This is a genomic window from Pararobbsia silviterrae (assembly GCF_003628125.1).
GTDB classification, from domain to species: domain Bacteria; phylum Pseudomonadota; class Gammaproteobacteria; order Burkholderiales; family Burkholderiaceae; genus Pararobbsia; species Pararobbsia silviterrae.
Window position 1 is genome coordinate 20,143 of record NZ_RBZU01000005.1, and the last position, 25,700, is coordinate 45,842.

Here is a 25,700-nt window from a genome sequence, read left to right on the forward strand (position 1 = left end):
CCCCTTGTTTTTTCGGCCTGCATCGTATATTTTCGATAGCTTGCCCAAAAGCTCTGAACCACGCTGTTTCGAATAATATGGCTCTGATCGTACATAAATACGGCGGCACGTCGATGGGCTCCGTCGAGCGCATCAAGAATGTCGCAGCACGCGTTGCCAAATGGCATCGCGCCGGTCACAAGATGGTCGTCGTGCCGTCGGCGATGTCCGGCGAAACCAATCGCTTGCTCGGTCTCGCGAAAGAAATCGCGGCGCAGCCGAGCCCGCGCGAACTCGATCTGATCGCCGCGACCGGCGAGCAAGTCAGCGTCGGCCTGCTCGCGATCGCGTTGCAGGAGGCCGGTGTCGACGCCGTCAGCTACGCGGGCTGGCAGGTGCCGATCGCGACCGACAGCGCCTTCACGAAGGCGCGTATTTCAAGCATCGACGATAAGCGCGTCATGGCGGATCTCGACGCGGGCAAGGTCGTCGTGATCACGGGTTTTCAAGGCGTCGATCCCGACGGCCACATCACGACGCTCGGCCGCGGCGGTTCGGACACGTCGGCCGTTGCCGTCGCAGCCGCGCTCAAGGCTGAGGAATGCCTGATCTTCACGGACGTCGACGGCGTGTATACGACCGATCCGCGCGTCGTCGACGATGCGCGTCGTCTCGACAAGATCACGTTCGAAGAGATGCTCGAGATGGCGAGTCTCGGCTCGAAGGTGTTGCAGATCCGCTCGGTCGAATTCGCGGGCAAGTACCGCGTCAAGACGCGCGTGCTCTCGAGCCTGACCGATCCGCTGATCCCGCTCGACGTCGAAATGCACTCGGGCACCCTGATTACTTTTGAAGAAGACGACACCATGGAACAAGCGGTTATTTCGGGCATTGCCTTCCAGCGCGACGAAGCGCGGATCATTGTCGCGGACGTGCCCGACAAGCCCGGCATCGCTTATCAGATCCTCGGCCCGATCGCCGACGCGAATATCGACGTCGACATGATCATCCAGAACCAGAGCGTCGACGGCCTGACCGATTTCACCTTTACGGTCGGCCGCGGCGATTTCCAGCGCGCGACCGAGATCCTGACGCAACACGTCAAGGGTCATGTCGGCGCGGGCAAGGTGCTCGGCGACGCGAAGGTCTCGAAAGTCTCGGTGGTCGGCGTCGGCATGCGTTCGCACGTCGGCATCGCGAGCAAGATGTTCCGCACGCTGTCGGAAGAGGGCATCAACATCCAGATGATCTCGACGTCGGAAATCAAGATCTCGGTGCTGATCGACGAAAAGTATATGGAGCTCGCCGTGCGCGCGCTGCATAAGGCATTCGAACTCGAACAAGCCTGAATATCGGTGGAGTCGAAGTGACGGCGCGCGGCGGCACCGCGGTGTGACGCGCGTCGGCGGCGGTGAATCGGTGTCGGATCGAGCCGGACCGGCGTGGGATCAGGGGCGAAAAACGTGCGCCGTCGTGTGTCACGCAAAAAACGCGCCGCGCATTTGACCCGTCCGCGCTTTGCCGCTATGATTCACGTCTCGTTGCGAAAGGCTTCCGCCGCGACGAGACAAGTTTGGGAGACGTGGCCGAGAGGTCGAAGGCACTCCCCTGCTAAGGGAGCATCTGGGCCAAAACCTGGATCAAGGGTTCGAATCCCTTCGTCTCCGCCAGCAATGGCGGCGAAACCCCGTAGAGTCGCGGCTCTACGGGGTTTTTGTTTTTTGGGGCCGAAATCGGCGATTCGAGCGAGGCAGTCATCCGTCGCGCGGTCTGTCGTCAAGCCGATCCGGGGGATGCGGCCGCGCGTTCGCGCGCGGCACGGTGGCCTCGTGGGCTGGCGCGCCTGTCGTTGTCCGTCACGGCGCGATTTGGATCTCGCGCCCACGCGCGTCGAAAGAAGGGTTCGCGCGTCGAAGCACGGTGGGCGAGATGTCGAGGCTCGCATGCGGCATGCGCGGTGGCTGCGTGTCGCGTGCGGTGTGATCCGGCGTCCATCGCGAGACGGTCCGGCGATCGCGTGCCTATCGACGCCGCGCATGTCGACGCCGCGCATGTCGACGTCGCCGGCCTGCGTGGGACGGCTCGGCTTTCGCATCATGCATGTGCGATGAATGAAATGTGTCAGATTCAATCGCATTTCGCGGCGTGATTCGCGCGAGACATGAATTGGTGTTCGACGTGCGCTGCTTATCTTCAACGATATCTTCGTCGATATCCCCGGCGAATCCCGTAATCGGCCTCGCATATTCGAATGGATATGCGTGATTCACGCGGCTGCGCGATGTGTCTTCCTTATCATCGAAGGCGGCATCGCCTATTCAACCTGTCTCATGGGACGCAAATATCGTCCGGTCATTTTTGCCGCTCTGTTTGATTCGGGCCGTGGGTGTCGCAAGAGGCGGGGTTTCGATAGTAATATCGCGCAATAACGAATCGAGGGTCGGCATCATCGGGTCTCGGCGCGCGGCGATTTCACGCATCGCATACCGCACCTGAAGGGATGACATGCGCGTCTGCGACATGCGCGTCTGCGACGTGCGCTTTTGCGCGAGCGACACGCGTGTTCGAATGGACATGATGCCGGCGAGGCGAATGGATGGCGAATCATGACGCCATCGTCATGTGTCCGAAATCGATGTCATGCATGTCGCGCAATGTGGGTCAGGCGACATACATGAGTCCGCTCTGTTGAGTAGGCTGCGGTTTCTTTGCGTGGAATGCGGGCTTTGTGCGTTCGTCATTCCAGGCTTCACGCCGCGTTTCTCTTCGCGCCGGCGAGGATCGAATGTCGATGGGGCCGGCGTGGTGCGAATGGAGTCGAGGTCGGCTCTGTATTTTCTGTCGTTACACTAGGCGCCGCCATGTCGAGGGCGCGTGGATGATCCATGACTGACACGGCAACACCGCAATGGCCTCCGTTTTTGTCGCTTTTCGCGCAGGAGCTGACGCAAAACCTGACGCCCAAGCTTCTGACCCAGCTCATGCGCAGTGTGGGGACACAATTCTCTCGCCAACATACCCTTCATTTCGCGGGCACGGTTGCCGATATGCAGAAGGGCATGAATGACGTCTGGCGCGAGCTGGGTTGGGGTAGGGTCGAGATTCGCGACGCGCAAAGCTGGCTCGTGCTCACGCACCACCGCGCGCCGTTGCGCACGGTATTCGGTCCGGACAATCTGACGTGGGCCGGCGCCTTTCTCGAAGGCGTCTACGAAGCATGGATGCATCAATTGGGCGCTGATTCGCACCTTCGCGTGACGGCGGCGGGCTCGGTCGATCCGGCGGATCCGTCGGGCACGATGGTGTTCCTTTTTGGAAAATAAATAAAAAAGCGTTAACAAGACATAGCGGCAGAAAGAGGCGGAAACAAAGCGCCGTTCTGTCGCGGCTTGGGGTGCGGGCCTCGGTGTGGGTTCGCAGACAATTGGATGGGGATGACGCATGAGTGGCGCATCAGATATTTCGAATCTCTTCGGCGTGGCGGGAGGGAATCCCGCGCTCTATCGCGAAGTGGAACGCGAAGAGCAGCAGCGCGGCTCGCGCGGGCGGTGGGCCGCCCAGCCCGTCCCGGTCGGGACGGCCCGTGCGGGTGAGCCGAGCGTCGCAGCGGTGCCGGTCGGCGCGGCTGCGACCGCGGCGACGCATGTCGAGGCGACTCGCGTCGAGGCAACGCATGTCGGGGCGATACCCGCTGGGGCGGCTTCAGCGGAAGCTCGCGCCGCGTCCGGCGACGTCACGGCCGTGTCCCTTGGCGCCGCCGACGTGACCGGGGCAGACCGTGCCGTGACCGGCGGCGTCGCCGTCCCTGAGGCAGGCGCTGCTGCCGCTCAAGCCGGCGTTGCCGCCTCTGAGGCAGGCGTTGCTGCCGCTCACACCGGCGTTCCCACCCGTGAGGCCGGATCTGCTACGGCGCAAGCCGAAGCCGCTGGCGCCGGCGTCACCGCCGCCGTGGTGGGCGCGCTTGCCGGAGCGGCTGTCGGATCGCGCATCGAGCCGACGTTCCAGTCCGCGCACGCGTCGCCCGTGCAATCCGCCTCGCCGCATGACGCGGCGTCTCCGTTCCCGCTTGAGGCGCCGTCCGTCTTCGGATCCGTCGTCCATGCCGCATCGGAACCGACGGTTCGTCCGGCAGCCGAGTCCGCCGCCCCGGCGGCCGCCCCCGAGTCCGAACCGGCCCTGAACACCGTGTTCGCCCGCCTGCTCCAACGCGACGAGCCGCACGCGGACGGTCCACAAGAACGCACGCCATGATCCTCACCACCGGCAATGCCGCCCACGACGACGCGAGTCGGGCCGTGGTCGAAACCTCGATGGACCGTGTCGGCCGCGACGATCGGATGCCGTGCGCGCGCTCGCGGCACGGTAAGGCACAGGCATAGGCACAGGGATAGGGACAAGGGACGGACGATGGCACTGATCAAGCTGAGACGCGCACCGACGCAACCGAAACCGACATCGCCGCCGCCCGAGGCGGAACAAAGCGACGATCTGGGCGAGTGGGACGACAAGCTCCTCGAGGCCGGCGCCTCGCTGTTGTCCCCGAGCTGGTGGCGCGTGCTCGTGATGCTCGTGGCCGCGCTGCTGTTCACGTCCTCGATGACGGTCAATCTCGCCGTTTCGCAGCAGTGGGTGTTCGGCATCATGTGCATGGGCGTCGCCTTCGTGCTGAGCCGCATTCGCGGCCGGATCATTACCGTGTCGCTGGTCACGCTGTCGGTCTTCGTCTCGTTGCGCTATCTGCACTGGCGCGTGACGCAGACGCTGTCGTTCACGAACCCGCTCGACCGCGTGTTCGGCTATCTGCTGCTGCTCGCCGAAGGGTATGCCGTGCTGATGCTGCTGTGCAGCTACTTCCAGACGCTCTGGCCGCTGCATCGCCGGCCCACGCCGCTGCCGGCCGATACGTCGGTCTGGCCGACGGTCGATGTGCTGATCCCGACCTTCAACGAGCCGCTCGACGTCGTGCGGCAGTCGGTGCTGGCCGCGACGCTGCTCGACTGGCCGGCCGACAAGCTGCGCATCTACGTGCTCGACGACGGCCGTCGCGATGCATTCCGCCAGTTCTGCGAGCAGGCGGGCGTCGACTATCTGACGCGGCCCGATAACACGCACGCGAAGGCGGGCAACCTCAACGCGGCGCTCGCGCGGACGTCCGGCGAATACGTCGCGGTGTTCGACTGCGATCACGTCACGACGCGCTCGTTCCTGCAGGTCTGCATGGGGTGGTTCCTCAAGGACCCGAAGATGGCGATGGTGCAGACGCCCCACGTGTTCTATTCGCCCGATCCCTTCGAACGCAATCTCGAAACCTTCCGCAAGGTGCCCAACGAAGGCGATCTGTTCTACGGCGTGCTCCAGAACGGCAACGATCTCTGGAATGCCGCGTTCTTCTGCGGCTCGTGCGCGGTGCTGCGGCGTTCCGCGCTCGATGCGGTCGGCGGCGTCGCGACCGAGAGCGTCACGGAAGACGCGTTGACCGCGCTCAAGATGAGCATGAAGGGCTACAACACGGGCTATCTGCCGATCCCTCAGGCGGCCGGTCTCGCCACCGAGAGCCTGGGCCGGCACGTCGGCCAGCGCATCCGCTGGGCGCGCGGCATGGCGGAGATCTTCCGCCGCTATAACCCGCTGCTGATCTCGGGCCTCTCGTTGCCGCAGCGGCTCTGCTATCTCAGCGCGATCATGCACTTCTTCTTCGGCCTGCCGCGGATCGTGTTCCTGATCACGCCGATGACGTATCTGTTCTTCGGCGCGCACGTGTTCCACGCGTCGGCGACGATGGTGCTCGCCTATGCCGTGCCGCACCTCGTTATTTCGAGCACGGGCGCGTCGCGTATCCAGGGGCGCTTCCGCCATTCGTTCTGGAGCGAAGTCTACGAAACGGTGCTGGCCTGGTACGTGATCCTGCCCGCGCTCCAGGCCGTGTTTTTCCCCGGCCGCAAGGGCTTCAACGTGACGTCCAAGGGCGGGGTGATCCGGCAGTCGTTTCTCGACTGGGCGATGGCGCGGCCGTATATCGTCTTGCTGCTGATCAACCTCGCCGGTTTCGTGGTGGCCGTCGTGGGGCTCGCGCGCGGCCCGGGCTGGCCCGAAGCGATGAGCCTGCTGTTCAACCTGGCCTGGGTGCTCTACAACATCATGAATCTCAGCGCGGCCGCGGGCGTCGCGAGCGAGTCGAGACAACTGCGCCTCACGCCGCGTGTGCAGATCGAATTGCCGGCCGCGGTGCGTCTTGCCGACGGACGCGAGGTCCGGTGCCAGACGAGCGACTATTCGCAGGGCGGGCTGGGGCTGCTGCTGCCCGACGACGCGCCGCTGCCGCAGCGCGGCGACGCCGTCATGGTGTCGGTGTTCCGCGACGACTACGAGGCCCGCTTCCCCGCGGAAGTCCAGGTCTGCCGCGGACGCATGCTCGGGGTCAGTTTCCCGGCGCTGACGATCGACCAGGAACGCGATCTCATGCGCGTGACGTTCTCGCGTGCCGACAGCTGGATCGCGTCGTGGGGCCGGTATCGTCCCGACGTGCCGCTGCGCAGCCTGTTCGAGGTGCTCGGGGTCGGCGTGCGCGGCCTGCGCGAGTTGTTCAGACATCTGTTTCTCGGCGGCCGCGACCGCCTGAGCCGTTCGAACGTGGCGCCGGCGGGCGAGTTGGGAACCAAGCAATCGTGAGTTTCCGCTACGCGTTGTCCTTGTGCCGTGGGATGGGCAAGCGCCAGCTTGGCGCGTTCGGGTATGCGGCGCTGCTGAGCGGGGCCGGCGTCGCGCTGGCCGCGTCGTCCGTCGTGTCCGTCGCTTTGGCGGCGTCCGCGTCGAGCGTCGCGCCGCAGGCCGCGGCGCATGCGGCGCCCGCGGTGGCGGCGCCGGCCGCGTCCGCGCCGGCGTCTTCTGCTTCGATCGCGGCGTCGCCGGGCGCGCCTGCGGCTCAGGCCGAGGCTCAAGGCCAGGCCCAGGCGAGCGCCGAGTCAAGCCAGCCGCCGTCCGACTCGGCGGCCGATTTGCCGGCGAACGCATACACCTATCGGATCCCGCTGTTGCGGCAGTATCCGGAGCAAGGACTGACCCTGCTCGGCGAGGATGCGTATGCGGGCATGGATTTCGGCCTGCGCCGCGACGAGCGCGTGGTCGGCGCGCGGCTCGTGCTCGAATACCGTTACTCGCCGACCTTGCTGCCCACGCTCTCGCATCTGAACGTGCTGCTCAACAGTGTGGTCGGCGCGACGATTCGTTTGCCCGCGCCCGCGCCGAACGCGCCCGTGCGTGCGACGGTCGAGCTGCCCGTGTCGCTGCTGTCGGAGTTCAACCATCTGAATCTCGAGCTGATCGCGCACAGCAAGGCGAGCGACGACGGCAACAATCCCTTGAGCCCCGATCTCTGGCTCAAGGCGGATGCAAACAGCGCGCTCGAACTGACCGTCGTGCCGTCGGGCCTGCCGAGCGATCTCTCGCAACTGCCCGCGCCGTTCGTCGATCCGCGCGACGTCCGCCGCGTGAATCTGCCCGTCGTGATGCCAAGCGTTCCCGGCCCGCAGCGCCTCGAATCGGCGGGCATCGTGACCTCGTGGCTCGGCGCGCAAGCGGGCTATCGCGGCGCGCATTTCACGGCGAGTCCGGGTGCGATTCCCGCCCGCGGCCACGCGGTCGTGCTCGCGCTGCGCGGCGAGTTGCCGGGTCTGACGCTGCCCGACACCGACGGTCCGACGCTCGCGATCGTGGCCAATCCCACCGATCCCGCGGGCCGGTTGTTGCTCGTCACGGGCCGCGACGAAGCGCAACTTCGCGCGGCGGCCACGGCGCTCGTGACGGGCGCGCGCGGCCTGTCGGGCACGCTCGGACAGATCCGCGCGCCGATTTCGCTTGCGCCGCGCAAGCCCTACGACGCGCCGAACTGGCTGCCGAGCGACCGCCCCGTTCAGTTGGGCGAGCTGCTCGCCGCCGACCGTTTCACGGTCCAGGGTTTCCAGCCCGAAGCCGTCCAGGTCGGTCTGCGTTTGCCGCCGGGCCTGTTCGGTTTCGACAACGATGGCGCCGTGCTCGATCTGCGTTACCGCTATACGGCGCGTCCCGAGTCGACGCGTTCCGAGCTTCGCGTGCTCGCCGGCAACACGCCGATCCAGACCTTGCCGCTGCCCGGCGATACCTCGGAAGGCCATGCGGTCATGCGTGTGCCGACCTATCTGCTGCCGCCGCTGACGACGCTCCAGTTCGCCTTTGACTACGAACGCGTGAAAACGAAAGACCGTTGGCAGGACGTGCCGGGCGGCCCGCTGCAGAGCGCGATCGATCCGGCCTCGACGATCGATATTTCGAGCCTGCCGCGCTATGCGGCCATGCCGGATCTGCGCGCGTTCGGCGATGCGGGCTTCCCGTTTACGCGCCTCGCGGACCTGTCCGAGACCGCCGTGATCCTGCCCGTGCAGCCCGCGGCCGACGACTATTCGGCTTATCTGACCTTGATGGGCAGCATGGGACAGGCCACGGGCTACCCGGTGCTCGGCGTCACGGTCGGCGCGCCGGACCAGGTTGCCACGCTGCGCGGCAAGGATCTGCTCGTGCTCGCGTCGGGCGATAACCAGCCGCTGATCCAGACGTGGCGCCGCGACGTGCCGCGCGGGTTTTTCGGGCCCGACGCGCGTTCGGGCGGCTGGTTCGAGGACACGTGGGACCGGCTCACGGGCGGCCATGCGCGCGCGGCACGCGAGGCCGAGATTGCCGGGCTGTATCGAAGCAACGACGACGACGGCATGATCGCGGGCTTCGAGTCGCCGCTCGCGCGCGGGCGCAGCGTCGTCGTGGTCTCGGGCAATACGCCGGCGGGGCTGGCCTCGGTCGTCGACGTGCTCCAGGCCAATCGGTATGTGATCGGCAAGACGCTCGACGACAAGATCGGCGGCAGCCTCATCGTCGCCCACGACGGCGTGCTGACGACGCTCGACACCGACACCCACTATTACATCGGCCGCTTGCCGCTGTGGCTCGCGATCGAGTGGTTCTTCGCGAGCCACATCCTGCTGCTGCTCGCGGCGACGCTCGTTAGCGTCGTGCTCATCGGTCTGCTCGGCGGCGTGTTCCTGCACCGCCGTGCGCTCGAGCGGCTCGACCTGAACGTTTCCCAGACATCGCAACGTGAAGAAGGAAGACGAGGTTCTCATGCATAAAAGAAGGCCTGACATCTCCCGGGCGCGCGTCGCGCGTGGCATGGCCCTGCGGCCGCTATGGCTCGCACTGCTGCTGGGCGGCGTGTCTGTCACGGCCTTGCCGGCTCAGGCTGCGCAGCCGGCCAGCGCGCATGCGTCTGCGGGCGCGCCGACCACGGCGAGCGCTGCGGGTGCGCATGCCGCGCCTAACGCGGGCGCGGCCGCCGCGGGGGACAACGCCGCGACCGCGCCCGCGGGCGCGAACGCGGATGCTGCGGCGGTCGTTACCGCGCCGGCCGTTGCCGCGCCGGCCGCTGCCGCGCCGGCCGCTGCCGCGTCTTCCACGACGACGACGTATTCGCTCCAGCAGCTCGGCGCGCAATACGCGCTCAATCTGCGCGGCGTCGACGGCAGCAACACGGTGCCGATCGGCGTGCGCGACGATCAAGTCGTCACGGGCGCGCGCCTGAACCTGCGTTACGCGTATTCGCCCGCGCTGCTGCCCGACCTCTCGCATATCAACGTGCTGATCAACGATCAGGTCGCGGCCTCGATCGCCGTGCCGAAGGACACGTCCGGCACGAGCCTGCAGCGCACGATCGCGCTGCCGGCGTATCTGTTCACGTCGGACAGCAAGCTGCGTCTGCAACTGATCGGCCATTACACGACGCAGTGCGAAGACCCGCTGCATTCGAGCCTGTGGGCCAACATCAGCAACTACAGCACGCTGAGCATCGACACGCAGCCGCTGTCGCAGACGAACGACCTCGCGCGTCTGCCACGGCCGTTTTTCGACGCGCACGACATTCGTCGTCTGAACCTGCCGTTCGTATTCGCGGGCACGCCCGACGAGGCTTCGCTCGAAGCCGCGGGCGCCGTGTCGTCGTGGTTCGGCGCGCTCGCGAGCTATCGGACCGCGAACTTCCCGGTGTCGGTCTCGACCGTGCCGGCCCAGGGCAATGCGGTGGTCATCGTCGAAGGCGCGGCGCAGGCCGCGCTTGCGCCGTCGCCGTTGCAGGGGCCGACGCTCGCCGTCGTGACGAATCCGAACGATCCGAACGGCAAGCTGCTGCTCGTCATGGGCCGCGACGGCAAGGAACTCAAGCAGGCCGCCGATGCGCTCGTCACGGGCAGCCAGACGCTCTCGGGTCCGAGCGCGCTGATCACGCAGTTCTCGGATCTCGTGCCGCGCAAGCCCGACGACGCGCCGCGCTGGGTGCGCACGGACCGGCCCGTCTCGTTCGGCGAGCTGATCGACGCGAAGCAGCTGACCGTGTCGGGCTACAGCCCCGATCTGATCCGCATCAATCTGCGCGTGCCGCCCGATCTGTTCGGCTGGCATGAGCCGAAGGTGCCGATCGACCTGCATTACCGCTATACGCCGCAGTCGTACATGGTCAATTCGTCGCTGCTGTTCAGCGCGAACGACCAGTTCATGAAGTCGATTCCGCTGCTCGCGCTCGAACGCCTCGAAGGCGGCGAGAAGCTGCGCGCCGAAGTGCTGCCCGACAGCAGCCTGCCGCGCCAGGCGAAGCTCGAAGTGCCGCTCGAAACCTTGCTGGAGCCGAACAGCCAGCTGCAGTTCCGGTACATGTACGACTACATCAAACAGGGCGAGTGTCGCGACATCATCATCGACAACGTGCGCGGCGCGATCGATCCGGAGTCGACGATCGATCTGACGCGATATCCGCGCTACATCGCGATGCCGAATCTCGCCGCGTTCGCGCAGGCGGGCTTCCCGTTCACGCGCATGGCCGATTTGTCGGACACCGACGTCGTGCTCGGCGCGAACGCCGGGCCGGCCGAATACAGCGCATACCTGGCCGTCATGGGCCGCATGGGCGACTCGACCGGGTATCCGGCGCGCGGCGTCACGGTGCTGCGCGGTCAGCGCATCGACGCCGTGCCGTCCGACAAGGATCTGTTCGTGATCGCCTCGGGCGCCGATCAGGCCTGGCTCAAGGACTGGGCGCAGTACATGCCCGCGGCCTATGACCGCGACGCGCAGTTCTCGTTGTCGGATCTGCCCACGCGCGTGCTCGGCTGGTTCCATTCGAATCCGCGTCTCGATAGCGAACCCAGCCGCGCGTCGCTCGCCTATACGGGCTCGGGCGTGAGCGCCGTGCTCGCCGGCTTCGAATCGCCGAAGGCGCCGGGCCGCAGCGTGGTGCTGCTCGCGAGCAATCAGCCCGACGGGCTCAAGGATGCGGTGACGGCGCTGCTCGGGGTGCCGACCTACGACAAGCAGCCGATCCAGGGCAGCGTGGTGTCGATTCGCGGCAAGGAGGTCGATTCGCTCGTGAGCGCGCAGACCTACTACCTCGGGCATCTCGGCATCTGGCGCGCGATCGACTGGTGGCTCGCGTCGTTCGGTCTCTCGCTGATCGGCGTGCTGAAGGCGCTCGGCGTCGTCGTGCTCGTGCTGCTCGTGCTGGGTGCGTTCGTGGCCCTGCGCCGCCGTCAGGCGCGGCGCGACCGCGCGCGGCTGCAGGCGGCGCGGCAACCGTAATCCTCTTCAGGGAAACCTCATGCAAGTCAGCCGTCGCCGGGCGTGGGCTCTGGGATTGTTGGTCGCCTCGGTCAGTCATCCGGGGTGGGCGCAGCAGGATCCGTCGCGGATCCTGCTCGAACAGGGCCGCTATTGGCAGGCGCACGACAAGCCCGATCTGGCCGCGCAGAGCTGGTCGAAACTGCTGCTGACCGATCCGAAGCAGCCCGAAGCGTTGTACGGCATGGGGCTCATCGCGGTCGGCCGGCAGCAGTTCGCGCAGGCCAACGACTATCTCGCGCGCTTGCGCGCGGCCGCGCCCGACAGCCGCTTCGTGCCGCTGCTCGAACAGGATCTGCGGCTCGCGGTCGAGCCCGGCAAGTCGACCTTCGCCAAGGCGCGCCAGATGGCGCAGGACGCCGTCAACCAGAACGATCTGGCGGCGCTGTCGGCCGCGATGGCGGAGTACAACAAGGCCCTGGGCGGCAAGCCGCCGCAGGGCAACGTCGCGCGCGAGTACTACGGCTATCTCGGCTATACCGACGGCGGGCTTGCGCAGGCGATCGAGGGTCTCCAACGCCTGAACGCCGAGACGCCGAACGACCCGTCGATCCAGCTCGCGCTCGCCCAGCACCTCGTGCGCGACGAGCAGGATCGCGGGGCCGGCATCGCGCTGCTCGAAAAACTCGCGACGCGGCCCGACATCGGCGGCGCGGCCACCGAAGTCTGGCGCAACGTGCTGACCTGGGTGCCGCCGACGCCGAAGACGCGGCCGTGGTTCGAGGACTATCTGAAGGCGCATCCCGACGACGAGGAGATCCGTCATCAGATGCTCGCGCCGCGCCCGGCGGCGGGACCCGGCGCGCCGGTCTATCCGGTCATGGATCCGCGCCTCACGCGCGGTTTCGCGGCGTTCAAGGCGGGCGACATCGCGACCGCCGAGCAGTCGTTTTCCGACGTGCTGCGCGACAAGCCCAACGACACCGACGCGCTCGGCGGACTCGGGCTCGTGCGCATGCAGCAGGGCGATCTCGCGCAGGCGCAGGATCTGTTGTCGCGCGCCGTCGCGCGTCCGAATGCCGGGGCCAACTGGAGCAAGGCACTCAATTCGGCGCGCTACTGGCTGCTCGTCAATCAGGCCGAAGGCGCGCAGAACGCGGGCGATTACGCGGCCGCGCGGCGCCAGCTCGATCAGGCGCTGCGGCTCGATCCGAAGGAGCCCGGCGCGCACAACGCGCTGGGCCGGCTCGATGCGGCGCAAGGCGATCTGACGCAGGCCGAGAAGATCTACCGCGACGTGCTCGTCACGGACCCGAACAATCGCGAGGCGGTCAGCGGGCTCATCGACATCCTGGCCCAGACCGGACGCGCGGACGAAGCGCAGCAATGGGTCGACGGCATGTCGGCCGAGCAGCGCGCGGGCATCGGCGGTCTCGCGCACCTGCATGCGGCCGTCGCATCGGGGCGCGCCGCGGCGGCCGAGCAGCGCGGCGATCCGGCCGCGGCGCAGCAGATCCTCGAAGACGCGCAGCATGCCGATCCCGACAATCCGTGGATCCGTCTCGAACTCGCGCGCTTCGATCTGAAACAAGGTCATGCGGATGCGGCGCGGCAGCTCGTCGACGGTCTGCTCGAGTCGAACCCCGACGATCCCGACGCGCTCTACGCGAGCGCGCTGCTCGCGATGCAGATGAGCGACTGGACGCGCGCGCAGGACACGATGGCGCGCATCCCCGAGCGCAAGCGCACGCCGGCCATGGTCGCGACGAGCCAGCAGATCGAATTCGAGGCGCTCGTCGCACAGGCCTCCGCGCTCGCGCGCGACGGCCAGATCGAGGACGCGCGCAATACGCTCGCGCGGCTCGAACCGTCGGCCGGGCAGAATCCCGCGCGTGTCGGCCCGCTCGCGCAGGCGTATGTCGACGCGGGCGACGTGCCGCGCGCCATGAGCCTGATGCGCGCGCTGATGCCCAAGGGGCTGAAGAGCGCCGGCCCCGACGTGCAACTGGCCTACGCGGGTCTGCTGTTCAAGATCGGCCAGAACGGCCCCGCGCAGGACGTGATGAGCGTCTTGCGGACCGAGACGCTGACGGCCGATCAGCGCGCGGAACTCGACGAGCTCGACTATCTGTATGCCGTGCGGCTCGCCGATCAGCAGCGCGCGCAGGGCGATCTCGCGCAGGCCTACGACACGCTCGCGCCGGTGCTCGCGCGACGGCCCAACGACAGTCTGGCGACGGCGGCGCTTGCGCGCATGTACGCGGCCGACGGCAAGTACGACACGGCGCTCACGCTTTATCAGAAGGCGCTGGCGAGCGATCCCGACAATCCGGGTCTGCAGCTCGGCGTCGCGATGGCGGCGGTGCAGGCCGGGCAGGGCGGCGTCGCGGACACGGCGCTCAAGCAGGCCGTCGCGAAGGCGCCGAACGATCCCGACGTGCTGGCCGGCGCGGCGCGCATCTATGCGATGCAGGGCAAGACGCGCGAGGCGCAGACGCTGCTCGAATCGGCCATCGCCGCGAAGGAGAAACGGCTCGGCATGCAGGCCTCGGGCGTTCACGTCGCGGGCAATCCGTTCGTGCACGACGATGACGCCTATCGCCGCCGCGTCGCGGCCAAGCGGCAGGCGAGCGCCACGGCGCTGGCCGCCGCGCCCGCGTCGGCGGACGGCGCATGGACTGACGATGCCGCGGCCGCGGGTTTCGCGACGGGGTCCACGGCGATGCCGGCGGCCACCCGGTCGAGCGCGGGATCGGCGACGTCGGCGACATCGTCGAGCGCGGCAACCTTGGCCGCCGCGACGGCATCGCCGAGCGAGACGTCATCGACAAGCACGCGCGAGCGCGCGTCCGCGCGCGTGTCGTCGCCGACCGTGCCCTCGGTCGCGGGCACGCCGATCGGCGCGCAAGGCGTGCAGGACGACGTCGCGGCGAACGACGCGCAGGACGGCGCGGCGTCGCTCGACGATATGCGTCGCGAACTCGGCGACTTGCGCGCCGACCGTTCGCCGCAAGTCATCGGCGGCCTCTTCGTCTCGGCGAACAACGGCGCGTCCGGCGCGAGTCAGTTGACGAACGTGCAGCAACCGCTCGAAGGCGTGCTGCCCGTCGGCGACGGCAAGCTGTCGGTGCGCGTGACGCCGGTCGAGCTCGAAAGCGGCACGCTCGGCACGGATACCTACAGCAGCAGCCAGTTCGGCGGCGGCCCCGCGGTCGCCAAGTCCGGCAGCCCGGGCAACCAGACCGCGTACGGCGTCGGTCTGGGCTTCGGCTACCAGACGCGCAACTGGATGGCCGATATCGGCTCGACGCCGCTGGGCTTCGAATACACGAACGTCGTGGGCGGCCTGACGTACAAGAACGCGATCGATCCGGGGCAGGGAAGCTGGTTCAACGTCGGCGCGTCGCGGCGGGCCGTGACCGACAGCATCACGTCGTTCGCGGGATCGCACGATCCGCGTTCGGGCCTGAGCTGGGGCGGCGTCGTCGCGACGGGCCTGCATGGCGCGCTCGGGGTCGACAACCAGGATTACGGCGTCTACGCGTACGGATCGTGGAAGTATCTCGACGGTCACAACGTCGAATCGAATACGGGCGTCGAAGCCGGCGCGGGCGCGTACTGGTATCTGCTGCGCACCGACGACACGATGCTGAGCGCGGGCATGAACATGAGCGCCATGTTCTACGATCACAACGAGAACAACTTTACGTACGGCAACGGCGGCTATTTCAGTCCGCAACGCTTCTATGCCTTCGACATTCCGGTCACGTGGGCGCAGCGTTCGGACCGCTGGACGTACAAGTTCCAGGGCTCGGCGGGCGTGCAGTACTTCCACCAGGCGGGTGTGCCGTATTTCCCGACCGACAGCGCGCTGCAGACGTCGGCCGTCGCGGCCGCGGCGTCGATCGGTCTGGCCGACGGCGCGGTTCATCCGGGCCAGTCGTCGACGGGCTTCGGCTATAACCTGCTGGCCGCGGCCGAGTATCGTTTCACGAATCACCTGACGGGCGGCGGCACGATCGGCGCGAACAACGCATCGAGCTACCGGCAGTGGGTCGCGGGCCTTTACGTGCGTTACAGCATCGATCCGCAGACGAAGACGATGGACCTGCCCGTGGTGCCGTATCAGTCGCATTACAACGATCAGTAGCGTGGTCGATCGGACGTCGACCGTTTTTTTTGGAGTGAAGATTCATGCTTGCTTCCGTACTTGCGGGTCTCAGCATCCTCGTGATCGGCGATAGCCATCTGAGCGAACCCGGCTATCTCATCGATACCCTCCACGACCGCCTGATCGCCGCGGGTGCGCAGGTTCACACGTACAGCGTCTGCGGGAGCACGCCGGGCGATTGGGTCAAGTCGGTCCAGGGCACGTGCGGCGGCGCCGAGCGCAACGGCAAGGCGCCGCTCGTCATCGATCACAACGCGAAGACGCAGCCCGTCGATCAGCTGATCGCCGCGAACAAGGCGAACCTCGTCATCATCGTCGAGGGCGACACGATCGGCGGCTACGGCAAGGACGATTTCCCGAAGGCCTGGGCATGGCAGCAGGTCACGGCGCTCACGCAGGATCTCGCCGCGAACAAGACGGCGTGCGTCTGGGTCGGGCCCGCCTGGGGCACCGAGGGCGGCAAATACCAGAAGACGTTCGCACGCGTGAAGATGCTGTCGTCGTTCCTCGCGACGAATGTCGCGCCGTGCCAGTACATCGACTCGCTGACGTTCTCGAAGCCCGGCGAATGGGCGACGGTCGACGGACAGCACTTGACGACGACGGGCTACAAGGCCTGGGGCGCGGACATCATGCAGGCGCTCGTCAAGCTGCCCGCCGTGCAGCCGAAGTAAGACGCCGTGCATCGCGGGGGCGCTGACCGGCGCTCCCGGTTTTCAGCTTGAACACGAAATGAACCACTTTCTCTCTCGCCTGTTCGTGTCGGGCCTGGCGCTGTCGGGTCTCGGCCTGTTCGCGCACGGGGCCTGCGCCGCCGATATTCCGCTGTACCCGACCGGGCCCGCGGAGGATGCGTCGTTCGTACGCTTCGTCGACGGCGGCGCGAAGCCGGTCGAGGTCACCGCGGCCGAATCGAAAGCGCGCCTGACGCTTGACGCCGCTCAACCGGCGACGCGCTTCTTCCCGATCGCCGCGCGCAAGCCGATCGCGGGCACGCTGACGCGCGGCGGCGCGCATCAGGACGTCTCGGCGACGGTGCTGCCCGGCGAGTTCGTCAGCATCGTCGCGCTTGACGGGGCGGACGGGGCCGATAAAGGGACTGGCAAAGGCGGCGATAAAGGGAGCGACAAGGGCGGCGCCCTGCACGTCGTGACGATCCGCGAGAAGCCCGACGACTTCAACGCGCTCAAGGCCTCGGTCGCGTTCTACAACCTCGATGCGCGCTGCGCGGCGCCGACGCTCAAGGTACCGGGCCGCGACATCGTGCTGCTCGACGGCGTGAGCGTCGGGCAGACCAAGCGGCGTTCGGTCAATCCGGTCGCGCTGTCGGTCCAGCTCGTATGCGGCGGCCAGTCCGCGGGCGAGCCGCTGAACCTCGGCACGCTCGTCGCTGGGCAGCGCTATACGGTGTTTCTCGTGCCGGCCGGCGCGCATTCGCGCATCTTCTTCGCGAACGACGCGGTCAACCCCTGAGCGCGGCCGCCGGCCCGCGCGTGCGTTTTCCCGGTGTGACCGGGAGACCTCGGGGGCCGGTCCGCGTCTCGACGGCGCCGGGTGTGCGGCGCGTGTTTTCGACTGATCATCCTGCATGGTTTTCGCGTCCCTCGAATTCCTGACGCTGTTTCTGCCGGCTTTCCTCGCGGTCTATGTCGCGTCGCCCGCGCGTTGGCGCAACGCGGTGCTGCTCGTCTGCAGCTGGTTTTTCTACGGCTGGTGGAGCCCCGTCTTCCTGCTGCTGTTCATCGCGCTGACGTTCTGGGGCTGGCTCGGCGGCATCGTCATCGACCGCGCGCCGACGCCGCGCGCACGCGGCGTCTGGCTCGCGCTCTTTATCGCGGTCAACGTGCTGACGCTGTGCTGGTACAAGTACGCGAACATCGTCGTCGAGAGCCTCGACAATCTGCTCGCGCTCGGCCATGCCGCCCCGATTCCGTGGCGGCACGTCGCCTTGCCGATCGGGCTGTCGTTCATCGTGCTGCAATCGATCTCCTATCTGATCGACGTACAGCGCGGCACCGTGCCCGCCGATCGCAGCGCCATCCGGTACGGCGCCTACCAGGGGATGTTCGTGCATCTGATCGCCGGTCCGATCATTCGCTATGCGTGGGTCAAGCGCGAGCTCGTCTCGCGCGAGGTCGATTGGGACGGTTTCACGGCCGGCGCGCGGCGCCTCATGATCGGCATGAGCATGAAGGTGCTCGTGGCCGATACGCTGTCGCCGATGATCGACGCGATCTTCTCGCTGCATGCGCCGACGCTCGCCGATGCATGGCTTGGCTGCGGCTTCTATACGCTGCAACTGTTCTTCGACTTCGCGGGCTACAGCGCGATGGCGATCGGGCTCGGACAGATCCTCGGCTTTCGCTTTCCCGAGAATTTCAACCATCCGTATCTCGCGAGCAGCATCCAGGACTTCTGGCGGCGCTGGCATCTGTCGCTGTCGAGCTGGATCCGCGACTACCTCTATATCCCGCTCGGCGGCAACCGGCACGGCGAGTGGAAGGCCTGCCGCAATCTGCTGCTGACGATGGCGATCGCGGGGCTCTGGCATGGCGGCGACAGCTGGAATTTCCTGCTCTGGGGCACCGCGCACGGAGTCGCGCTGACGATCGCGCGCGTCTGGCGCCGCGGCGCGCTGCCCGCCGTGCCGGCATGGGTCTCGCGCGTGCTGACGCTGGTCTTCGTCATGCTCGCGTGGACGCTGTTCCGCGCGGTCGGATTTCACGCGGCGCTCGCGATGTATCGCGGCCAGTTCGGCTTGAACGGCATCGGCTTGAGCGACGCGACGCTCGTGCTGCTGCGGCCCGCGCATGCGTTGGCCGCGGCGCTCGGCGTCGTCTGTGTCGTGCTGCCGCTCTGGCAGGCGCGTTGGGATAGGCTGCCCGATACGGCGGCGCGCAGAATCTGGCAGGCATGCTGGCCCCTCGCGGGCTTTTTGCTGTCGTTCGGGCTGATCGCCGCGCGCGGCGCGGTGCCTTTCCTCTACTTCCAGTTCTGACGCCATGGAAGATCCGAAGCCGCTGCCTCAGTTACGCGCCACGCGGGCCGGCAAGATCGCCGCCGTCGCGCTGATGGTCTTTCTGTTCGCGGGCCTCGTCTTCGACGTCCGGTTCGCGTGGACGACGGGATCGCTGTTGCCGCAGGCCGCGACGCGCGCGAGCGTGCTCGACGGCACCGTGTCCAAGGAACTCGCGAGCCGCATGGGCGATACGCCGATCGCGGCCGACGCGGCGCGCGTGCAGCGCGCGCTCGGCTGGCTCACGCTGCGCGATCTGGGACCGCGTGTGCGGCAGGGCTGTCCGGGGTGGCTGTTCCTGCGCGACGAGCTGAACGTCTACGCGGACGGCGACCGTCATCTCGACACGCGCGCGGTCACGGTCGCCGACGCGCAGCGCGCGCTCGCGCGGCGCGGCATCGCGTTGCTCGTGGTCGTCGTGCCCGACAAGTCGCGCATCGAACCTCAGCACCTCTGCGGGCTCGATCGGCCGGCGTCGCTGAGCGCGCGGCTCGATGCCTGGACGTCGCGGCTCGCGGGCGAGGGCGTGGCCGTGCTCGACTTGCGTCCGGCGTTGCGCGGCGTGCCGGGCGACGCGTTTTTCCGCACCGACACGCATTGGACCCAGGACGGCGCGGCCGCCGCCGCGCAGGCGGTCGCGCAGCGTATCCGCGCGATGGATGTCGCGCTCGGATCGAGCAAGCCCGGCTATCGCGTCGCCGACCTGCCGGCCGCGCGCCGGCCCGGCGATCTCGTGCGTCTGGCCGGTCTCGACGATCTGCCGCTCTCGTGGCAACCGGCGCCCGAGATCGTCGCGCGTCGCGGCTACGTTCATGAAGCCGAGGAAGCGTCGTCGGCCGATGCGCTGTTCGGCGATGCGGATCTGCCGAATCTCGCGGTGATCGGCACCTCGTATTCGACGACGTCCGATTTCGTGCCGCAGCTCGCGCTCGCGCTCGGCACGGGCGTCGGCAATTTCGCGCGCGAGGGCGGCAAGTTCGGCGGCGCGGCGCGCGCGTATTTCACGAGCGCGGCTTTTGCACAGACGCCGCCGAAGCTCGTCGTCTGGGAACTCGACGAGCGCGATCTGCAGTCGCCGCTCGAAGCCGACGATGCAGTCGTCGTGCCCGCGCCGCATGCGAATGATCACGCGACCGATGCGGGGGCCGCGCATGGCTAACTCCTGGCGCCCAAGCGTCGCCCGCGCGTGGCTCGCGATGAAGGTCGGCCTGGCGGCGACGTCGTCCCTGAGTGTGGCCGCGACGTCGTCACCGAACGCGGCCGCGACGTTGCCTGTGAACGGGACGGCACCGCTGCCCGCGAACATCGTGGTCGATGCCGCGGCCCGCCGCCATCCGATCAGTCCGCTGATCTACGGCTTGAACTACGCCACGGCCGACACGCTGCGCGCGCTGCGCGTGCCGATCGATCGCTCGGGCGGCAACAGCGCGTCGACCTACAACTGGCGGCTCGATGCGCACAACACGGGGGTCGACTGGTTCTTCGAGAGTCTGCCGGTCGATCCGAAGGCCGTGTATCAGTACAACGACCGCTTCGTGTCGTCGGCGCGCGATGGACACGCGACCCCGATGCTGACGATTCCGATGATCGGCCGCGTCGCGAAGCTCGACAAGGACGGCAAGCCGCTCGCGAGCTTCTCGGTCGCCAAGTACGGCAAGCAGCAAGGTGCCGACCCGAGCGGATGGCCCGATGCGGGCAACGGCATCGCGCTCGACGGCACGCCGATCAAGAACGACCCCGATGACGCGTCGGTCCCTGACGATCCGCAGAGCCAGCAGGCACGCATCAAGCGACTCGTGCAGACGTTCGGCAACGCGAACGCGGGCGGCGTGCGGTACTACCTGATGGACAACGAGCCGAGCCTCTGGCACGTCGGACACCGCGACGTCCATCCGGTCGGCGCGCACGCGAGCGAGATCGCGAGCCGCGTCGTCACCTACGCGCGCGCGGTGAAGGCCGTCGATCCGGGCGCGCGCGTCGTCGCGCCCGAAGAGTGGGGGTGGAACGGGTACCGGTACAGCGGCTTCGATCAGCAATATCTCGCGGCCGGGCACGGCGGTCCCGAGACCGCGCCCGACAAGCTCGGCGAAACGCACGGCATGGACTACGTGCCGTGGCTGCTCACGCAATGGAAGCAGGCCGGGCATCCGGTCGACGTCGTGAGCCTGCACTTCTATCCGCAGGGCGGCGAGTTCAAGGAGACGCAGGGCGCGAACCCCGCTGTTGCGGACGCGCCGGCCATCGAACTCCTGCGCAACCGTTCGACGCGCGATCTCTGGGATCCGACTTATCAGGACCCGACGTGGATCCATAGCGTCATCGCGTTGATCCCGTTGATGCGCCAGTGGGTCGACACGTATTACGACGCGGGCACGCCGATCGCGATCACCGAATACAGCTGGGGCGGCGACACGACGATGAACGGCGCGACCGCGCAGGCCGACGTGCTCGGCATCTTCGGCCGCGAGGGTCTCGACATCGCGGCGCGATGGGGGACGCTGACGCCCGATATGCCGGTCTACAAGGCGTTCGCGCTCTATCGGAACTACGACGGCCAGGGCTCGGGCTTCGGCACGACGAGCGTCGCCGCGACGGGGATGCAGACCGATCCCGATCAGGTGTCGTCGTTCGCGGCCTTGCGCGATCACGACAGCGTGTTGACGATCGTCGTGATCAACAAGCAGCGCGATCGGCCCGCGGACGCGACGATCGCCGTCGAGCACTTCGCCGCGCAAGGCAAGGCCGAGACGTGGCAGCTCGCGGACAACGCGCTCGCGCGCGTGCTCGACGCCGATCTCGCGGGCGGCCAGCTCCGCGCGACGCTGCCGCCGAAATCGGTGACGCTGTTCGTGCTGCGCGGCGTCGCGCGATAGCCCGCGCGCGTTCGCCCGGCGCATCGCTCAGGCCATCTGCCCGAGCGCCTTGCGAAAACGCAGCAGCGACAGCGCGAACATCACGGCGCCGACGACCGCGAGCGCGGCGAACGAGCGCCAGACGAGCGCGAACCCCGCGCCGCGAAACAGGATCGCTTGTCCGAGCTCGATGAAGTGCGTCGTCGGCGCGGCGAGCATGATGTCCTGCACGATCTGGGGCATGCTCTCGCGCGGCGTGTTGCCGCCCGACAGCATCTGCAGCGGCAGCAGCACGAGCACGAGCAGCATGCCGAATTGCGGCATGCTGCGCGCGAGCGTCGCCATGAAGATGCCCATCGAGGTCGTCGCGAAGACATGCAGCGCCGCGGCGGCCGCGAAGAGGGCGATCGAGCCTTCGACGGGCACATGCAGCGCGCCCTGTACGACGAACACGAGCGACGCGAGCGCCGCCACGAAGACCACGAGTCCCATCGACCAGACCTTCGCGAGCATGATTTCGGTCGGCGTCACGGGCATCACGAGCAGATGCTCGATCGTGCCGTGTTCGCGTTCGCGGATCAGCGCGGCGCCGGTCAGGATGATCGACAGCATGGTCAGATTGTTGATGACCTGCATGAGCGCGCCGAACCATGATCGCGTGAGATTCGGATTGAAGCGCATGCGCACCGCGAGATCGACGGGCGACGCCGTCGGGGCGCGATACCGCTCGACGAATTCGCCGACCTCGTCGGTCACCATCTGCTGGATGTATCCGCTGCCCGTGAAAGCCTGGCTCATGCGCGTCGCATCGACGTTGAGCTGGATCTCGGCGGGCCGTCCCGCGAGCACGTCCGACTGGAGCCGAGGCGGGATGTCGAGCGCGAACGTGTAGCGTCCCTGATCCATGCCCGCGTCGGCCTCGGCCGGCGTGACGATCACGGGTTCGAGGAAATGCGGCCGGAAAAACGCCGAGATGATGCGCGCCGAGAGCGCCGAGCGGTCGTCGTCGATGACTGCGATCGGCGCATGGTGCAGCGTCTCGGGCGACGACTTCGCCGACGAATAGACCATCACCGTGAACGTGAACACGATGAGGATCAGCATCGCGGGATCGCGCGCGAGACTCCAGAGTTCCTTGACGCCGAGACGGTAGATATTGGCGAGCGTTCGCATCAGCGCTCCTGCTTGCGAAGCAGCGTCCACGTCAGGCCCATGATGATCGGGCCGGCCCAGAGCAGCGGCCATAACGCGTCGCGCAGATCGGCGAAATGGAGCGCCTTGTTGAACACGCCGCGGCTGATCATCAGCATGTAGGTCGCCGGATAGATCTGCCCGATGAACTTGCCCGCGCCTTCGAGCGACGAGACGGGATCGGTCATGCCCGCGAACTGCACGGCGGGAATCATCGTGCCGATCATCGTGAAGAACAGCGCCGCGATCTGGCTGCGCGTGAACGTCGAGGCGAGCAGGCCGATCGCGGTCGCGCAGAAGCAATAGAGCACGGTCGCCAGCAGCAGCACGCCGAAGCCGCCGCGTATCGGCACCTTGAAGATCGTGACCGCGACGAGCGTCATGAGCAGAAAGTTGACGATCGCGAGCACGAGATAGGGCGCTTGCTTGCCGAGCAGGAATTCGAGCCGCGTGACGGGCGTCACGTACAGATTGATGATCGACCCGAGCTCCTTTTCGCGCACGATCGCGAGCGCGGTCAGCATGGCCGGAATCATGATCAGCAACAGCGGGATCACACCCGGCACCATCGCGGGCAGGCTCTTCATGTCGGGGTTGTAGCGAAAGCGCGTCTCGATCGAGACGGTCGGCGTCGCGACCGCGCCGAGCCGCTCGCGCGCCTGCTGCGCGAGCCATCCCTGATGCATGCCCTGCACATAGCCGCGCACGGTCTCGGCGCGCTGCGGCATCGCGCCATCGATCCAGACGCCGAGCTGCACGGACGCGTTGCGCGCGACATCGCGCGCGAAGCCCGGCGGAATCTCGATCGCGAGCGCGAGTTCGCCGCTGCGCATGCGCCGGTCCATGTCCGCGTAGTCGCGGATCGGAGGCTGCTCGATGAAATAGCGCGAGCCCGACAGATTGAGATCGTAGTTATGCGAGAGCGTTGTCTGGTCGAGGTCGAGCACCGCGTAGCGCAGGTCCTCGACATCCATGCTGATGCCGTAGCCCATGACGAACAACAGCAGCAGCGAACCCACGAGCGCGAGCGTCGCGCGGATCGGATCGCGCTGGAGTTCGAGCGATTCGCGCCACATATAGCTCCATGCGCGCTGGACGCTGAAGCGCCGGCGGCGCGCGCTCGCGTGCGCATGCGCGGCGTGGGATGTCGCGTGAGACGTGGCGTCGGACGTGATGTCGGACGTGACGTGGGCGGTGATGTCGGATCCCGCGTCGGACGCGCGGGCCGTATCCGTCGCGTTCCGCGCGTCGGGCGTCGTTTGGACCGGCACGCCGTCGGCCGCGCCCGCGTCGACGAGATACGCGATGAACGCGTCCTCGAGCGTCGCCGATTGCCGCGTGCGCATGATGCCGGCCGGCGTATCGCTGACGAGCACGCGGCCCGCGTGCATCAGCGAGATGCGGTCGCAGCGCATCGCTTCGTTCATGAAGTGCGTCGAGATGAAGATCGTCACGCGGTCCTCGCGCGCGAGTTCGATCAGCAATCGCCAGAAGCCGTCACGCGCGACGGGATCGACACCCGAGGTCGGCTCGTCGAGGATCAGCAGATCGGGCCGATGGACCATCGCGACCGCGAGCGACAGGCGCTGGCGCACGCCCAGCGCAAGTCCGTCAGGCAGCGCGTCGAGGACGTCGACGAGCCCGAAGCGTTCGGCCATCTCCATCGTGCGCGGCTCGATCTCGCCGGCCGGCAGATGAAAGAGCCGCGCATGCAGCACGAGGTTCTGCCTGACCGTGAGTTCGCCGTAGAGCGAGAACGCTTGAGACATATAGCCCACGCGCCGCCGCGTATCGATGTCGTTCGCGTCGACTTGCTTGCCGAACAGCAGCGCGCGGCCGTCGGAGGCGGGCAGCAGGCCCGTGAGCATCTTCATCGTCGTCGATTTGCCGCAGCCGTTCGAACCGAGAAAGCCGAAGATCTCGCCGCGCCGGATCCGGAAGCTCACGTGGTCGACCGCGACGAAGTCGCCGAAGCGCATCGTCAGGCCGTGCGCTTCGATCGCGGGCGGCGTGTGTTCGCCGTCCTCGTCGTCGTCGACGAACGGCGAGACCGGCACGGGTTCATAGCCTTGCTTGCGCGACTCGGGCAGCATCGCGATAAACGCGTCCTCGAGCGAGGGCGTCTGCGTGCGTTCGAGCAGTTCGGCGGGCGTGCCCGTCGCGAGGACATCGCCGTCGTCCATCGCGACGAGCCAGTCGAAGCGCTGAGCCTCGTCCATATACGCGGTCGCGACGATCACGCTCATGTCGGGGCGCTCGACGCGGATGCGATTGATCAGATCCCAGAACTGCGCGCGCGCGAGCGGATCGACGCCGGTCGTCGGTTCGTCGAGGATCAGCAGATCGGGATCGTGGATCAGCGCGCAACAGAGGCCGAGTTTCTGTTTCATGCCGCCCGAGAGCTTGCCCGCCGGCCGGCCCAGAAACGCGCCGAGCCCCGTGCTCAGCGTGAGCGCGTCGATGCGGCGGCGCCGCTCGTCGGCATCGTGGCCGAAGAGCCGCCCGAAGAACTGCAGATTCTCCTCGACCGACAGCGTCGGATAGAGGTTCTTGCCGAGCCCTTGCGGCATATACGCGATGCGCGTGCAGACGTGTTCGCGATGGCGGACATCGGACATCTCGCCGCCGAGTACGGTGACCGTGCCCTGCGTGATCGCCTTCGATCCCGAGACCAGGGCGAGCAGGCTCGATTTGCCGACGCCGTCGGGGCCGATCAATCCGACCATGCACGCGCGCGGGACGTCGAGGCTCACGCCGCGCAGCGCATGCGTGGCGCCGTAGCGCACGTGTACGTCGCGCACGACGACGACGCAGGGATCGTCGGGCGATGCCGTCATCCGTGCCGCCGTCGGCGCTGCCGTCCGTG

General features: G+C 67.4%; 14 protein-coding genes and 1 tRNA gene. 13 read left to right on the forward strand and 2 right to left on the reverse strand.

Annotated elements, in window-relative coordinates:
- Positions 1-77: 77 nt before the first annotated feature.
- The 13 genes from D7S86_RS12670 to D7S86_RS12735 all read left to right on the forward strand — a co-directional run bounded on the left by D7S86_RS12670 (position 78) and on the right by D7S86_RS12735 (position 21,664).
- On the forward strand, positions 78-1,328 hold the full coding sequence (locus D7S86_RS12670; RefSeq protein ID WP_121087000.1) for an aspartate kinase: 1,251 nt from the start codon (positions 78-80) through the stop codon (positions 1,326-1,328).
- Positions 1,329-1,555: 227 nt separating this feature from the next.
- Positions 1,556-1,649, forward strand: a tRNA-Ser gene (locus tag D7S86_RS12675).
- A gap of 1,215 nt (positions 1,650-2,864) precedes the next feature.
- Positions 2,865-3,302 (forward strand): cellulose biosynthesis protein BcsD, encoded by a 438-nt coding sequence (gene bcsD / locus D7S86_RS12685; RefSeq protein ID WP_121087004.1) that lies wholly within the window; start codon positions 2,865-2,867, stop codon positions 3,300-3,302.
- Between the two features lie 118 nt (positions 3,303-3,420).
- Positions 3,421-4,230 (forward strand): BcsR/BcsP family cellulose biosynthesis protein, encoded by an 810-nt coding sequence (gene bcsR / locus D7S86_RS12690; RefSeq protein WP_121087006.1) that lies wholly within the window; start codon positions 3,421-3,423, stop codon positions 4,228-4,230.
- Between the two features lie 156 nt (positions 4,231-4,386).
- Positions 4,387-6,648: a UDP-forming cellulose synthase catalytic subunit gene (bcsA, locus tag D7S86_RS12695; protein ID WP_121087008.1), complete on the forward strand. Its 2,262-nt coding sequence runs from the start codon at positions 4,387-4,389 to the stop codon at positions 6,646-6,648.
- Positions 6,645-9,134, forward strand: coding sequence for a cellulose biosynthesis cyclic di-GMP-binding regulatory protein BcsB (gene bcsB, locus D7S86_RS12700; protein WP_147432317.1), 2,490 nt, complete (start codon positions 6,645-6,647; stop codon positions 9,132-9,134). The genes bcsA and bcsB (D7S86_RS12700) overlap by 4 nt, the downstream gene beginning before the upstream one ends.
- A 40-nt stretch (positions 9,135-9,174) precedes the next feature.
- Complete coding sequence (bcsB, locus tag D7S86_RS12705; RefSeq protein WP_121087012.1) at positions 9,175-11,625, forward strand: cellulose biosynthesis cyclic di-GMP-binding regulatory protein BcsB; 2,451 nt, start codon at positions 9,175-9,177, stop codon at positions 11,623-11,625.
- 19 nt (positions 11,626-11,644) lie between these two features.
- Positions 11,645-15,754: a cellulose biosynthesis protein BcsC gene (locus D7S86_RS12710; RefSeq protein WP_147432318.1), complete on the forward strand. Its 4,110-nt coding sequence runs from the start codon at positions 11,645-11,647 to the stop codon at positions 15,752-15,754.
- Positions 15,755-15,798: 44 nt separating this feature from the next.
- On the forward strand, positions 15,799-16,449 hold the full coding sequence (locus D7S86_RS12715) for an SGNH/GDSL hydrolase family protein (protein WP_121087016.1): 651 nt from the start codon (positions 15,799-15,801) through the stop codon (positions 16,447-16,449).
- Between the two features lie 58 nt (positions 16,450-16,507).
- Positions 16,508-17,248 carry a cell division protein FtsQ gene (locus tag D7S86_RS12720; protein ID WP_240648118.1) on the forward strand — a complete coding sequence of 247 codons (741 nt, stop codon included), beginning with the start codon at positions 16,508-16,510 and terminating at the stop codon, positions 17,246-17,248.
- Between the two features lie 115 nt (positions 17,249-17,363).
- Positions 17,364-18,773, forward strand: coding sequence for an MBOAT family O-acyltransferase (locus D7S86_RS12725; protein WP_121087018.1), 1,410 nt, complete (start codon positions 17,364-17,366; stop codon positions 18,771-18,773).
- 4 nt (positions 18,774-18,777) lie between these two features.
- Complete coding sequence (locus tag D7S86_RS12730; RefSeq protein WP_121087020.1) at positions 18,778-19,950, forward strand: alginate O-acetyltransferase AlgX-related protein; 1,173 nt, start codon at positions 18,778-18,780, stop codon at positions 19,948-19,950.
- On the forward strand, positions 19,943-21,664 hold the full coding sequence (locus D7S86_RS12735) for a glycoside hydrolase family 44 protein (protein WP_240648119.1): 1,722 nt from the start codon (positions 19,943-19,945) through the stop codon (positions 21,662-21,664). The genes D7S86_RS12730 and D7S86_RS12735 overlap by 8 nt, the downstream gene beginning before the upstream one ends.
- A 27-nt stretch (positions 21,665-21,691) precedes the next feature.
- Here the strand turns inward: D7S86_RS12735 and D7S86_RS12740 are convergent, their stop codons facing one another.
- Both D7S86_RS12740 and rbbA read right to left on the reverse strand, forming a co-directional pair.
- Complete coding sequence (locus D7S86_RS12740) at positions 21,692-22,816, reverse strand: ABC transporter permease (protein WP_121087023.1); 1,125 nt, start codon at positions 22,814-22,816, stop codon at positions 21,692-21,694.
- Positions 22,816-25,671 (reverse strand): ribosome-associated ATPase/putative transporter RbbA, encoded by a 2,856-nt coding sequence (gene rbbA / locus D7S86_RS12745; RefSeq protein ID WP_121087025.1) that lies wholly within the window; start codon positions 25,669-25,671, stop codon positions 22,816-22,818. The genes D7S86_RS12740 and rbbA overlap by 1 nt, the downstream gene beginning before the upstream one ends.
- Positions 25,672-25,700: the final 29 nt, after the last annotated feature.

Excerpts from the sequence above, each read along its gene's own strand:
- D7S86_RS12670 (WP_121087000.1), top strand. The coding sequence starts at position 78 with ATGGCTCTGATCGTACATAAATACGGCGGCACGTCGATGGGCTCCGTC.
- bcsD (WP_121087004.1), top strand. The coding sequence starts at position 2,865 with ATGACTGACACGGCAACACCGCAATGGCCTCCGTTTTTGTCGCTTTTC.
- bcsR (WP_121087006.1), top strand. The coding sequence starts at position 3,421 with ATGAGTGGCGCATCAGATATTTCGAATCTCTTCGGCGTGGCGGGAGGG.
- bcsA (WP_121087008.1), top strand. The coding sequence starts at position 4,387 with ATGGCACTGATCAAGCTGAGACGCGCACCGACGCAACCGAAACCGACA.
- bcsB (WP_121087012.1), top strand. The coding sequence starts at position 9,175 with ATGGCCCTGCGGCCGCTATGGCTCGCACTGCTGCTGGGCGGCGTGTCT.
- D7S86_RS12710 (WP_147432318.1), top strand. The coding sequence starts at position 11,645 with ATGCAAGTCAGCCGTCGCCGGGCGTGGGCTCTGGGATTGTTGGTCGCC.
- D7S86_RS12715 (WP_121087016.1), top strand. The coding sequence starts at position 15,799 with ATGCTTGCTTCCGTACTTGCGGGTCTCAGCATCCTCGTGATCGGCGAT.
- D7S86_RS12720 (WP_240648118.1), top strand. The coding sequence starts at position 16,508 with ATGAACCACTTTCTCTCTCGCCTGTTCGTGTCGGGCCTGGCGCTGTCG.
- D7S86_RS12725 (WP_121087018.1), top strand. The coding sequence starts at position 17,364 with ATGGTTTTCGCGTCCCTCGAATTCCTGACGCTGTTTCTGCCGGCTTTC.
- D7S86_RS12730 (WP_121087020.1), top strand. The coding sequence starts at position 18,778 with ATGGAAGATCCGAAGCCGCTGCCTCAGTTACGCGCCACGCGGGCCGGC.
- D7S86_RS12735 (WP_240648119.1), top strand. The coding sequence starts at position 19,943 with ATGGCTAACTCCTGGCGCCCAAGCGTCGCCCGCGCGTGGCTCGCGATG.
- D7S86_RS12740 (WP_121087023.1), bottom strand. The coding sequence starts at position 22,816 with ATGCGAACGCTCGCCAATATCTACCGTCTCGGCGTCAAGGAACTCTGG.
- rbbA (WP_121087025.1), bottom strand. The coding sequence starts at position 25,671 with ATGACGGCATCGCCCGACGATCCCTGCGTCGTCGTCGTGCGCGACGTA.